The sequence below is a fragment of the Arenicella chitinivorans genome (assembly GCF_014651515.1).
Lineage (GTDB): Bacteria > Pseudomonadota > Gammaproteobacteria > Arenicellales > Arenicellaceae > Arenicella > Arenicella chitinivorans.
Map to the genome: position 1 here is coordinate 34564 of NZ_BMXA01000006.1, position 13650 is coordinate 48213.

12 protein-coding genes are annotated in these 13650 nt (G+C 50.0%); 1 reads left to right on the forward strand and 11 read right to left on the reverse strand.

The window, feature by feature from the left end:
* Positions 1-6 precede the first annotated feature (6 nt).
* Complete coding sequence (locus tag IE055_RS14295) at positions 7-1026, reverse strand: YheT family hydrolase (protein ID WP_189402356.1); 1020 nt, start codon at positions 1024-1026, stop codon at positions 7-9.
* A gap of 106 nt (positions 1027-1132) precedes the next feature.
* Between IE055_RS14295 and IE055_RS14300 the strand changes: the two genes are divergently transcribed.
* Positions 1133-1669: a CsiV family protein gene (locus IE055_RS14300; RefSeq protein ID WP_189402357.1), complete on the forward strand. Its 537-nt coding sequence runs from the start codon at positions 1133-1135 to the stop codon at positions 1667-1669.
* 14 nt (positions 1670-1683) lie between these two features.
* Here the strand turns inward: IE055_RS14300 and IE055_RS14305 are convergent, their stop codons facing one another.
* The 10 genes from IE055_RS14305 to IE055_RS14350 form a co-directional block, all read right to left on the reverse strand.
* Positions 1684-3549: a polysaccharide biosynthesis protein gene (locus IE055_RS14305; RefSeq protein ID WP_189402358.1), complete on the reverse strand. Its 1866-nt coding sequence runs from the start codon at positions 3547-3549 to the stop codon at positions 1684-1686.
* Positions 3542-4600, reverse strand: a complete 1059-nt coding sequence (locus IE055_RS14310) for an MraY family glycosyltransferase (protein ID WP_189402359.1) — start codon at positions 4598-4600, stop codon at positions 3542-3544. The genes IE055_RS14305 and IE055_RS14310 overlap by 8 nt, the downstream gene beginning before the upstream one ends.
* Positions 4597-5394: an NAD-dependent epimerase/dehydratase family protein gene (locus IE055_RS14315; protein WP_189402360.1), complete on the reverse strand. Its 798-nt coding sequence runs from the start codon at positions 5392-5394 to the stop codon at positions 4597-4599. The genes IE055_RS14310 and IE055_RS14315 overlap by 4 nt, the downstream gene beginning before the upstream one ends.
* A 74-nt stretch (positions 5395-5468) precedes the next feature.
* Complete coding sequence (locus IE055_RS14320) at positions 5469-6338, reverse strand: glycosyltransferase family 2 protein (RefSeq protein WP_189402361.1); 870 nt, start codon at positions 6336-6338, stop codon at positions 5469-5471.
* Complete coding sequence (locus tag IE055_RS14325; RefSeq protein ID WP_189402362.1) at positions 6331-7251, reverse strand: glycosyltransferase family 2 protein; 921 nt, start codon at positions 7249-7251, stop codon at positions 6331-6333. Before IE055_RS14325 ends, IE055_RS14320 begins: the two co-directional genes overlap by 8 nt.
* Before the next feature lie 4 nt (positions 7252-7255).
* Positions 7256-8221, reverse strand: a complete 966-nt coding sequence (locus IE055_RS14330; RefSeq protein ID WP_189402363.1) for a glycosyltransferase family 2 protein — start codon at positions 8219-8221, stop codon at positions 7256-7258.
* Positions 8222-8311: 90 nt separating this feature from the next.
* A complete protein-coding gene (locus IE055_RS14335) occupies positions 8312-10315 on the reverse strand; it encodes a glycosyltransferase family 2 protein (protein WP_189402364.1) in 2004 nt (667 codons plus the stop codon).
* 7 nt (positions 10316-10322) lie between these two features.
* On the reverse strand, positions 10323-11549 hold the full coding sequence (locus tag IE055_RS14340) for a class I SAM-dependent methyltransferase (RefSeq protein WP_189402365.1): 1227 nt from the start codon (positions 11547-11549) through the stop codon (positions 10323-10325).
* Positions 11549-12847 (reverse strand): ABC transporter ATP-binding protein, encoded by a 1299-nt coding sequence (locus IE055_RS14345; protein ID WP_189402366.1) that lies wholly within the window; start codon positions 12845-12847, stop codon positions 11549-11551. The genes IE055_RS14340 and IE055_RS14345 overlap by 1 nt, the downstream gene beginning before the upstream one ends.
* A complete protein-coding gene (locus tag IE055_RS14350) occupies positions 12837-13628 on the reverse strand; it encodes an ABC transporter permease (protein ID WP_229794314.1) in 792 nt (263 codons plus the stop codon). Before IE055_RS14350 ends, IE055_RS14345 begins: the two co-directional genes overlap by 11 nt.
* Positions 13629-13650 lie beyond the last annotated feature (22 nt).

Consider the following 13650-nt stretch of genomic DNA (forward strand, 5'->3'; position numbering starts at 1 on the left):
GAGTGATCAATCGAATTGCTGAATGATTTTCAAAGCTTGTTCATCCTGCCAGCATTCCCATTTCCAATTTTTGATGTAACCACAATGACCGCCCTGCTCCGTTACCGTTATGTGGATGTCCGAGTTATCAGCCAGTTCTTTGATTCCTTCAACTGGAATGATCATATCGTCCTGAGCGAAAAATAGATAACATGGGGCAATGGTTTTCGCCATCCGCTCACCATTGATGGCGTAAGCATCAAAATAAGTTTTGGTGTCATCAAACTCCGTATATTCTGGCACTAACGCTTCATTCATGTCGTCTAGGGTTTTGAGTGAATCGAGTTTTTTGGCAAAATCGTACTCAGGCCAATGCTCCAACTTTTTACGTAATGATCGTTTCCATTTCCGCACGAAATATTTACCGTAAACAAAGTTACTGACCTGGTTAAGTACGAGATTGCTGTGCGCCGCGTGCACCACTGGGCAAAATGCGATCACCGACTTCAGCGTGATATGTAAATCATGTGCCATCGCCGCCACCCGAAGACTAAAATTACCACCCAGTGAAAAACCGATCAAATGCATGTTGTCATAGGACAGTCGCGATTGTAAATCTTCGATGGCGTACATGACCTCATCGATTAAGGTGGAATTGAAAATCGCTTTATTTAAGTGGTGCGAATCACCGTGATCGCGCAAATTCAGGCGAAACACATCAACGCCAGCCTGCAGCATTTCAAGCGCCATCGATTGGATATAGGTCGACTCGTGACTGCCCTCCCAACCATGGATCAAAATCGCTAACTGCTGTGCGGGTTCGTGGCTGGCTTGATTTAAATACCCGACCAGTCTGACGTCTTCACCGCCACTTAGCAGTATCTGCTTTTGGGACTGGGCATACGGCTGAAAGCGTTTGCCAATGACACGCTTGCGAATCCCAATGCTGGACAAAATTGTTTGTGAATGGGGGTTACGTAGACCGAAAGCGGGCTTGAATTCCTGGCTTAGCTTGCTTTTCTGAAATGTACGGTTGATTTCGCTCATATGCGGTTTACACTAGGGTTTTCCAATTGACAGTCTTGCGGCTTTTGATCCACAAAGGCAATATAAATTAACGACTGTGGTCCACGCGCACAATAGCAAAATTTCGATGAACGCCATTCAACGCATTTATACACAAAAAACCTGGCTTGCAGCAACCATCACTGGCCTGCTTCTACTTTTGCCTGCAACCACTTGGTCTAAAGATTATAAGGTTGAAGTGCTTATTTTTGAGAACAATAATCCTGCGAGCGCGACCGAAAGACATGATTACGTGGCCCCGGAGGCCATGCGTTCCAATTCAGCCACCTGGCAAATTGAACCCGACATGTTAGTCAGTGACGCCACCGCCATTGATAAAGCCTCAGAATACTCGCTAAAACACCACTTGGCTTGGGGACAAGAAGCACTCCCATACCGCAGCTCAGCGACCTACACGGTGTTGGAGAATGACACCAAAGGATATATCAAGGTTTATGCGGATGATCTATTGTTCGTCAACCTTGACCTCGACTACAAGGGGTTTCGAATGGAAGAAAAGCGACGTTTAAAACTCAACGAAAAGCACTTTTTCGACCACCCTAAATTTGGCGTTTTGTTACGCGTATCACGGCTTGAAGCACGTGATTCAGACACCCAAGAATAAACCGCGCTGCCAACTCAGTTGGCTGGACTATTCGTTTGCTCTGGTTTAAATCCTTGGTATTCTGGCACCAAGGCCTGAATACAAGCAGACAGGCTGTCATCAAACCGATCCATATTCTCAATAATTTGAGTAAAAACTTGGTCCACCAGCGCTCGATCGACCTGGCGGGTCGATGCCAAATGAATTTTTTCGAACGCCGTGTGCGTGAGGTTTTCATCATCGTGAAATAGCTCTTCGTGGAGTTTTTCACCCGGGCGCAAGCCGGTAAACACGATTTTTATATCGGCTTCTGGTTCTTTACCCGATAGACGAATCAATTGTTCAGCCAACTGAGAGATCAACACCGGCTGGCCCATATCAAGCACATAAATGCACCCATCTTCGCCAACTGCGCTCGCCTCCAAAATTAGCTGCGTTGCTTCGGTGATGGTCATAAAATAACGCGTCATCTCAGGGTGTGTCACGGTCACCGGGCCACCGGCTCTAATCTGCTTTTGGAATTTTGGCACCACACTGCCGGCGGAACCCAGCACATTGCCGAAGCGCACTGTAATAAATTTGGTCTTGCTGCTGGTCGCCAATTGCTGACAGTAAATCTCCGCAACACGTTTACACGCGCCCATCAAACTACTTGGATTGACCGCTTTATCCGTCGAGATAAGCACAAATTTTTCGACCTCAAATTCATGTGCCAGATCCGCAACAATGCGTGTCCCTAGCGCATTATTCTTGATCGCTTCACGTACCTGGCCCTCTAATAAAGGCACATGCTTATACGCCGCCGCATGAAATACAGCGGCGGGCTCGTACTGTTCGAACACGTGACGCGTGGCTGACAAGTCGCAGACATCGCCTAACACTGACGTAATTTTTGTGCTTGGGAATCGCTCGCGCATTTCCTCTTCAATCTGGTAGAGGTTATATTCACTCTGATCAAACATCACCAGATGCATGGAACACACTGACGCCAACTGACGACACAGTTCCGAACCAATGGAGCCGCCAGCGCCGGTGACCAACACGGTTTTGTCACACAGACTGTGACGGATGCGCTGCCAGTCAAGTTTTACCGGATCACGCCCAAGCAAATCGTCAATTCGCACCTCTCGCATGTCACCTAATTGCACGCTACCACTCACCAACTCATGCGCGCCAGGCAGGGTTCTAAATTCAACACCACTGCGTTCGCAAATCGCCACCAGCCGCTGCATCTGCGCGTCATTCGCCGAAGGCACCGCTATCAACACCAAATCGATATCCCAACGCTGGATCAAATCCTGCAATACATCTGGAGATGCCACAATCGGAATACGATGAATCTGTCGGCCGATCTTATTTGGATCGTCATCTAAAAACGCAACAATATTGTAGCGATCTGGGTGGTTACGACGCAGGTCACGCAATAATTGTTCACCGGCGGTGCCAGCGCCGAGAATCACTACCTTACGGCCACTTCGCGTTGAGAAATGACGCTCCTTGATCAGGCGGTAGAACAACCGCGAACCACACATTAGTGCCAACAAAATCAAGGCATACAAAATAAACACCGAGCGCGGCACGAACATTAGACGCTCAGCGACAATAAATAGGGTGAATGCAATGGCGGTAGTGCCAACCAACACAGACCTAAAAATCAGTGACAAGTCCGGCAACGACACGAAGCGCCATTCACCTCGATGTACGCCAACAAAAATGCTGGTCATGGCCTGGACAGTCACCACCACAGGCAGTGCGAACACCGCACTTTGCAAGAACTCATCGGGAATCGCCTCAAGGTTGTAGCGCAGCCAATACGCGCCCAACCAAGCAATAGGGATAACCACAATATCGTGCAGGATAATCCGCCACCGGTACACGAGGGTAGTGATAGATTTAATCATTGAGTTCGGACTTCGAGTTTCGTAGATGCTGATTTTTTTCGTGCTGTGATTCCAACCATCGAACCAAGGCGATTACGCTGCCTAGCAGAATGCCAACGCTGACCAACGCCACGCCGATCATATCACGATACAGCACCGTAATTGTGGCCAACAATGAGCAGATCAACATTAACAGAATCGCGGCGCAAACAATATACTGGTGTGAGACGCCAATATTAGCCAGACGCTGATAGTAGTGCGTCCGATGCGGCAACCAAATTTTCTCTCGATACCAAGCACGGCGCAATATGGTAATGCTGGCATCTGCAACAAATACGGCAAATAGAATCAGTAAACTGAGTACCGGAAAATCGTGTCGGTTGCTTGCCAGCACGATCATGGTGGCAAAAAAAGCGCCCAGTGTAATACTCCCAACATCCCCCATAAACACTTTCGCGGGCCGCCAATTCCATAATAGAAAGCCATAGCATGCTGCGGCGACCACCACGCAAACCATGGCCACACCGGTATTCCCAACGCGCGAAAACCAAAAGCTAAGCGTGATGCTGGCAACGATGGCCTGCGACGCAGCAAGACCATCCATGCCATCCATAAAGTTGTACAGATTCGCCATCCAAAGAATACCGATAACCGTCAGACCCAGTCCAAACCAGCCGAGCTGAACCGACAAGATGGTATTTACCCAACCCAGTGTGGCTACGGTGGCAACCGCCAATATAAGTTGAAATGGGAAGCGCAGTTGAGGCGTCAAATCGTGCTGGTCGTCATACCAGCCCAGCCCCGCCCAACCAGCCATCAGCAGCGCCAGCGTTACGTACAATATCCAGTTGGGAAACACCACGGCCATCAGCAAGGAACTCAGCACCAGAAACACCGCGATCACCAATCCGCCACCGCGCGGCACTGCACCCGTATGCAATGTCCGATTATTTGGCGTGTCGAGCATCTCTCGACGAGTCAGGTAAGCAATCATCCAACGCACACACAGCCAACTCAATCCCGCGACACTCACGAAGATCAACAGCGTCAAGACCCAAGCAGATGTGATCACACAGCCTCCTCGGGTAAATCCCGCTTTGGTTGCGTGAGAAACCGTTGCGGTTGGTAGGCGAAGTCGTCAACCGCGGGTTGATAATCGTATACCAAATCCTGATTCATACGATTCGCCATTTCGGGCGTGTAATTAAACTGGGTCAGCTTACTGGCACTCCAGAGCACACCGCGAAACACGCGCAGCGGCAGACTGTAGATCCGTATTTTTTTGCCAAGCCCTAAAAATATCCGCTCCACCATCGTCCGATAGCTTAATCGTTCGGCACCAGCCAGGGTGTAAGTTTTGTTGTACGTCTGTGGTGCTTCCAGCACAGCGATACACGCGTCGACTAGGTCGTCGGCATGCACGGGCTGTCGTAAGCCGGACGCCTCGCCGACCAGCAACATAATCCCGAAGCGACGAATTAGGGACGCAATCTTGAATACATTCTGATCACGTCCGTGGCCATAAATCATACTGGGGCGAAAGATCGTTAACTTGACTCCTGCTCGGCCACAGGCCTGTTCAAGTGTCTGCTCAGCCTGGGCTAATTGCGCGACCAGTTTTTGCTCACTGGCATCGCCGGACGTCTGCTTGCTCTGAACGCTGGTTGAACTGAATACGATAATCCGTTGCACGCCCAACTCAATAAAGTCACCGATACGTGCACTCAAAAGCCAGATAGGCGCGCAATGAATGACCGTGGCTGCGTTAGCCAGTCGCTTTGATATGCCCGATGGTATTGGATGGTGTAAGTCCCAGCAGACTAGGGGTTGATTGTGATCATTTTCCGCTGTTCGCGAAACAGCCATACACGACCGATTTTCGGCCCGTAGGCGCTCACTCAAGGGCCTACCTACCACACCTCGAGCACCGGTGAGTACGATCATCGGCGCCACCAGCTTAGTGCGGCTCGGCCAACAAAGCTGACTAATACGCCTACCTTTACGGTGTAGCGTATTGGCCACACGTATTCGTCACTATAAAACTTATCGAAGAAGCGCAACATGCCCTTGTGCAACGACCACAGCACGGCCACTGGACGGGATTTCGAACTCACACCTTTCGCGTGCGTCACCACCGCGGCTGGCACCGAACCAATTTGCCAGCCAGCAAGCTCAAAGCGTTTACACCAATCGAGGTCCTCACAATGCATAAAATAGTCTTCATCGAGTAAACCGACCTCCTCCAAGGCGGACCGGCGAACCATCATAAACGCACCAGAAATGGCGTCAACGAAAGCAAATTCGGACGCTGCGTCCAGTGTCGCGGCCTGATCAAAATCTGTGAACGCCGCATAGTTGGGAAACAAGCGGTGTAACTGCAACATGCGCACGAGCGCACTCCAAGGGGTCGGGAACGTCCGTCGACACGTGGTTTGTGTTGAGCCATCCTCATTCAGTATCAAACCACTGGCCATGCCCATTTTCGCATGCGCCTCAAAGGCAGCATAGAGCGCAGGTAAAGTCCCCTCGGAGAGTTCACAGTCAGGGTTCATCAGAATCGCAAACTCACAGTCTAAGGTGGCGAGTACCTGATTGTTGGCGGCGGCAAACCCTCGGTTGTCGGCGTTTAGAATCCATTCAATGTCGACGTTACCATGCCGTTGCTGTGCCAGTTCAATGCTGTTGTCTGACGACGCATTGTCCACCACTGACACCGCGCATTCGGGGGCAAAGTTCACCACCGAATCCAGCGCCCGCGCAAGCCAGTCACCTGCGTTGTAATTGACAATGATGATGTGGCTTCTATGCATCACTATACGGCCCAGTGACACCACGAATACCATGCCAGAACCCGCGTAGCATCATCGTTAGATTGGCACGGCGAGGTGACTTTAGCAGTCCAAACATGACCGCAATCATCGCCAAGCGCTGCAGGTCATTCCATTTCCAAACCCCGCTCGCGTAGGCACGTCGATACAATAAAACGCTGTTACGAAAAATATAATAGTACCGAAATGGCTTATGTTGCGGCACGTTACGTTGGCGTCGCCCCAACGTTACGCGATGCGTTTGTTCCCCGAGGCCATGCTGCATTACGGCGTCGCAAACACCGAAGGCGTGATAACCGAGATTGCGCGCGCGTAGAAACCACTCAGTGTCCACATGATCTATGAATAGGCCTTCATCCATTTCACCGACTTTTTCAAGCGTAGCCAACGAAATCAACGAGCCAGAGGAAATCAAAAAATCCGCCAGCACACAACCATCGCTGTCACGTTCAGCGCAATAATGACGTTGAAACTTAAGCCAACCAAAACGCACAAAAAACGATTCGCTGCCATTGTCGGCATTGAGATACGTAACACCAACCGCGCTCAGCTTCTGGTGTGTTGATTTGGCTCGATGCGCTTCCAGTAACCGCTGCACCATGTGGTCGAGTGGAATACTGTCTTGATCCATCAGCAACACATACTCATAGCCTTTGGTTCGGGCAAAACGGATACCGGCATTATGTGCCGCACCGAGCCCAAGATTGGCGTTCAACGGTAAAAGTTCCACCTCGGTAGAGGTGGTCAATTTCGCCCTAATTTTAACAAAATTTGACGACCCGTTATCCACCACCAACACGTCAGACTGCTGGCCGTTTAGTATGCTCAGCGTCCGAGTCAGCGCATTCAGATCCGGGTTAAAGGTAACAACAACGGCAAGAACAGGCTTGCGCATCGTCTTACCCCTTAGAAGGCGTGTCTTGTTCTATACCAATGGTTGTTCGAACATGATAAATCGGTTTATTTTGACTCTCATAGTAGGTTCGCGTCTGCATCTCCCCGATCAACCCAAACAGGATAAATTGCAGCCCGATAATCACCAGCATAAAGGCAAAAATCAACAATGGTCGGTCACCAAGCGGCACTCCGAAGAACAAGCGCGCAATGGTGAGATACGTAATTAACGCACCACCTAAACCACCCAAGGCCAGACCAGGCATGCCGAAAAAATGCAATGGTCGCGCATGAAAACGTAGTAAGAACTTCACTGTAATCAAATCCAGAACTACACGGAAGGTACGCGAAATACCGTATTTGGATTCCCCAGCGGTACGCGCACGGTGATTCACTTTTACTTCTGCAATCTTGGCACCAACTCCGCTCGCAACAGCTGGTATAAATCGATGCATCTCACCATACAACGTAACGCGCTTGGCGAGTTCTTTACGCATCGCCTTGAGGGTACAGCCATAGTCATGCAATCGCACGTCAGTAATTTTTGAAATCAAGCGATTGGCCAACATCGACGGCAGCTTACGCGACAGATAGGTGTCCTGGCGGTCAAAACGCCAGCCACACACCATGTCATAGCCTTCGTCGATCTTGTCGAGCATGCTGGGGATATCCGCAGGGTCGTTCTGACGATCAGCATCCAGAGTCACCACAACCTCACCTTCGGCGTAGTCGAGGCCGGCTACCATGGCCGCTGTCTGACCGAAATTACGTCGAAAACTCACCACTTTAATTTGTGGCATGTCAGCCCTGGCTTTTTCTAACAGCTCACAACCATCATCGGTGCTGCCATCATCAATAAACAACACTTCATACTGTTTCCCGGTTGGTTCCATTGCTGCTTTGATTTCCTCGCACAGCGGCAATAAATTGGGGGATTCGTTAAGAAATGGAATGACAATTGATACGTCCATTAGAGATACCTGTTGGGCCAGCCACACAATGTGACCGCTGGCGTTTACGAAAAGCGGGATTATACGAAAATCGACACAAAAAACCGACCGTTAATCGCGGCGTTGTAAATAAATCAGTTCGTCCGGTGCTGACCGCTCTATTTGAGGATAAACACCTTCGTCGCTGATGCGTAAATGCTTACTGTAATACTTATCTACAAAGCCTTTGCATTTCCAGCGCTTTTGTAATGCGGCCACTTCTTTCATGTAGCGTGCCAAATGCTCATCTGAGAAGTCGTCGCCACGACTGACTGATTCGTGGTGGTATAAACTGGCTTCCGGTGTCCAGATAACTTGGTAGCCCTGCGATTCAACCCGCAAACAGTAGTCTATGTCGTTATACGCTACCCGAAATGTGACTTCATCCAGCCCGTTCAACGCGTCGAATACGTTTCGCGGTGTGATCAAACATGCCGCCGTGACGGCCATCATATTTTGTGTTGCCAAACAACGCAATTGATAGCCAGGTGCATCACCTGCTTCGAGCCGGTGTATGTGACCTGCGGCGTTCCCCATACCAATGGTCACACCAGCGTGCTGAACCTTGCCATTCCCAAACAGTAACTTGGCGCCAACAATACCGACCTTATCTTGAATAGCCCACACCATCATCTGTGTTAGCCAGTCACCGTCAATAACTTCAATATCGTTATTAATCAGACCAATGTACTCAGAACTACCTTGAGCGACGGCAAAATTATTGATGGCCGAATAATTAAATTCGCCCGGATATGCCACCACGCGCACGCGCTGATCTTTCTGTATCGCATCAAAAAACGCCAGAGTCTCAGGCTTCTCGCTGCCGTTATCAACAATGATGATATTGTAATTGGTATAGGTGGTTTTATGCAGAATGCTCTCGATACACGGTTTAAGAACCGCCAAGCCATCGCGCGTTGGTATCACCAGGTCAACCGACGGATGATCGCGCCAATCCGTATTGGCACGCAAGACATTATAGGTACCGACTCGCTGCCAGTCGATGTGCGGCCACGCCGAAGCGGGGTTCTGTGGTACCGGCGTTTCAAGCGGCGTGTGGCGACGTGACGTAAACAGCGCCTCCGGCACGTGCAAGACTCGCTGCGTGTCCCGAAACGCAGTTAGCGCGAGCGCGTACTGAGTCTCAACGTGCAACAGGCATTCAGAATCGATGCCAGCAAGCAGACTGACATGAAACGCCAACGCAAAGCCAGGATAGTTGAAACAATGCAGATACGCCTCACTCGGTTGAGGCTTGAAAACAGGGTGCAGCGGCTCTTGTTTCGGATCGTCCACATAATCATGGTCGGTGTATACCAGTGTCGGGCGTTTGGATGATCTGCGCCCTGCCCGCTTTATAGCGCGTTTCAAGAGCAAAATTGCTGGATCACGCAACGTTTCAGTGGCAGCCAGTGGAACTAGGTAGTCAACTTCAGTCGGAATGGCCTGACCCGCAAAAATTACAACCTCAGGCGGCACCAGCAGCTCGTCCAGCGCGGCGCGTTGCGTCTCAGACTCAATCATCACACCTATACGCACGCCTCGCCCCAGCCAGTTTAGCCAGCGACGAAAACCACGATACTTCTGCCAACGATCAATGTCGTGCAGGTAGCTGTCGACACCACCGGCTGGCTCATACAGGCTCAGTAGCGAGTTCGATAGCTCTACGCGATCCTGAAACTGCATAAAAATGACTTTAATCAGGGCTGAGAATCGAAAGAAATCACGCAGATATCGAGCACTAATTAGCAGGATACGCGCACGCCCTTCAAGATTTGAAACACGGACCAAACGTATAATTTCGAGTGATTGACTGTACGCCGTCAACTTGCCATCAGGCAGGTAAATCAGCATGCGGTTGCGCCCCGCATGATGACCAATCAGAAACCGATCTTTCACCTTGCCTTGAACTGACTCGATCACAAACCGTGGTGTGTGATCGATCATCCCCGGCAACACGAATTCGCAGATATACCAACCAGCACGCAAACTCGGCTGCGGGCTGCTTGTATCGATAAAGTCCCAAGTAGACTCGAGCTTATTATTAAGCTTTATCATGTACTTACGATAACTCATTAACAAATCACTCGATTGTGGTTTTGCCGAACAATCGGCGCACCAAGTTTAATGCGCGCCACCCAAGAGAGCGGCTCATCAGCGATACTTTCGCCTCCAAATTCGCGGTGTGAGATTGTAGTTGTGCGATCTCGGCATTGAGCATGATTTCACGTTTTCGGAACACTTGAGCTGGAGTTGGCTCCGGCGCAGCATGACGGTACGCCAAATCGGGGTTGGGAAACTCATTCACGGCGTCCGGCGCCATCGCCTGGACACTTCTCGCATCATTACCCAGCAATAATAAAAAAGAGTTTGTATGATGCTTGAGTGAATCAGTTTGCAGCAGACCTTGCCACAGTCGATGCTCCGATTCTCCAAGATCAAAAGCCTCAACATAATCCCTGGATTTTAGACCTTCCAGGGCGGTCACTGCATCGTCCATATCAAACTGTTCAGGCAAGACAACAGTCGGAACTTTATAGTCCGGGAACGGATATAAAAACTGATGAGCCGAATAGTCTGCGCGCTCGATCTGTGTACACCACTCAGCGTAACTGTAAGTGCGAATACCGCTGGAGTCCTGATACTGATCAAGTCCGACAAATCGTACTCCGTAGTGGTCTTCATTTGCGCCCAACAGGTACTTCATACCGAGACGGTTTTCGATCGCTACTAATGTCACGCCGCTGGATTTAGCTGTACCTCGCGCCAAGGCCAACAAATCCTGCAATGCCTCTTGATCCGACGCTTTATCAGAGAATCGACCCGCGTATTCGGTCACGCCAACAAACAACACCAAGTCATACTGATCGATTGGAAATTCAAGTTGGTTAAAGTTGCCAGCATGAATGGTGACCGAATCCAGATCGCGACAGCGTAGTTTGGCTAACGCTGCCCGAATCGGACTGCCTTCCACTGCATCGACTTCGAGACCAGATTGCTCGCCTAAGTATCGCGTTATTGAACCACAGCCGCAGCCCAACTCCAGCACACGTTTCACCCCTGACAAATTCAGTGCGCGTACTAAATTGGCTCGAGATTGACTTAAATGGTATTCCGTCGGCCAGTCTTCAATCGCCGCCTGCAACTCGTCTGAATCCGACGACAAGTCCGTGGCAGCTGTCAGAATATCGCGCAACCGAATTTCAACACTTTCTCCATCAGAATAATTAAAGTCAGCCGCCGCCCCCGGTGCCTGATAGACCCCGGCAGCATTCTGCACCAAACCATTCAGATCAGCGATCTGGCTCATTATTCACCGTCCTCTAACAATTCGATTTTGCCGTCCAGCGCCGCGATGCCAAATGCATCTTCTGTTTCGCGAACGTTCACGTGAACCATGTCGTACCGCCGATCGACGGCAATATTGTCCTTCGCCATGTGATCTTGCGCCACGCCCAATGAGATAAAATAGTTGCCTGAAAGCAGGTGCAGGCTCAATTCAAACTGAATGTGCACTAAATCGCCCGCCTTCTGCACCGTCGGGACATTGCCAACCAGCCTAGAATTCGTGCCGTAGATGGCATTTCCATCATCAGTCTTTACGGTTATGCCGTAAATAAGATCATTAATATCCTGCTCAAATAACACAGACATACGAATCAACAAACGATCGCCGCGCTTAACAATGCCATTACTGGGTACGCCGTTCTGCAACACCTCGTAGTGGCAGATCTTAGCCCGACCATCGCCCCATCGGTGTTCATTGCTGTTATACGTTGGATGGTTGGGGCAGTTATCTGTACGCGGGTCGAAATCAACACTGTAGTTATCTGGATCTATGACCACCGGTTCCTGTACTTCGGCGTCGGATTCAAACATCATTTCTAGGTAAGCCTGCACCACGTCTTTTGGGCTCCCTGTCATTTTCAGCTCGCCCTCATCCAGCATGATGGCGCGATCACAGTATTTAATCACGCTGTCCGTGGAGTGCGTCACAAACAGAATCGAAACGCCTTGCTCTTTAAGCTGGTCAAGGCGGCGGAAACACTTGCGTTGGAATCGAACATCGCCAACTGCCAAGGCCTCATCCACGATTAGAATGTCCGGGTTCATATTGATGGCCACAGCAAAAGCTAGGCGCACAAACATACCGCTGGAGTAGGTCTTGACCGGTCGGTGCAAAAAGTCACCTAAACCACAGAAATCAACAATGTCGGGTAACTTTTGATGGAACTCTTCGCGTGTCAGCCCCATGATGGACGCATTTAGACGCGCGTTCTCCATACCGGTAAACTCCGGGTTAAATCCAGCCCCCAGTTCCAACAGCGCAGAAATTCGACCATGAGTTTCAAATTGCCCGGCAGTCGGTTGCAAAATACCCGCAATGATCTGCAATAGCGTTGATTTACCTGAACCGTTTTTACCAACGATACCAACGGTTTCGCCTTTGTGCACGGTGAGGTCAATCCCCTTCAGAGCCCAAAATTCCTGCGCATATTTTTTGTGTGGCGCAAAACTTTGCCACAATCGATGAATCGGTTTGCGGTAAGTTTTGTAACACTTGGTGACTCGTTCGACCTTGATCACCGGCGGTGAATTAGATGACATCAGCAAACCCATCCCGCGTACGTTTAAAGAACCATGCGCCAAAACCAAACATTGCTAAAGCGCCGAGTGTATAAATTCCTAGATGAGTCCAGTTCGGCATCTGCCCGAACAGCAGCACGGCACGCAAGGACTCGACCACCACTGATAAGGGGTTGAGCCACAACACATACGGCTGAAGCTGCTCAGGAATCGCACTAAACGGGTACACAATTGGGCCGAGAAACAGCAAAACTGTCATCAATACGCCGATAAACTGACTTAGATCACGGACATACACGCCAAGTACAGAGATAAACCACGAGGCTCCAAGTAAAAATATCACCAGCGGCGCTAACACCACCGGGGCCAATAACATCGTCCAATGCAAGGCGTTTCCGGTCAGAAGAAAAATTGCCAACAAGATAAGCATGCCCAAAAACATATGAAACAAGGCGTTAGACAGACTTACCAAGGTCAGAATCTCGAGTGGGAACACGACCTTTTTGACGTACTGAGAATTTCCGGTAATCAGCCCAACCGAGCCGACAATAACTTCCGCCAGCAAACCGTGGCAGAGCAACCCGGTGAACAGAATCAAACCAAAACCGATGTTATTGGTACCTTCAACGCCCCACTTGGCCTTCATCACAATACTAAAGACAAAGGTGTACACCAACAACATCAGAATCGGGTAGAAGAATGCCCACAGGAACCCCAGCTGCGAGCCGCGATATCGTTGTTGGATATCACGCTTTAACATCTGGAAAAACAGATACTTATTCTTTGAAAAACTACTTAGCATAGCAAACCGCATCGCTCATTGG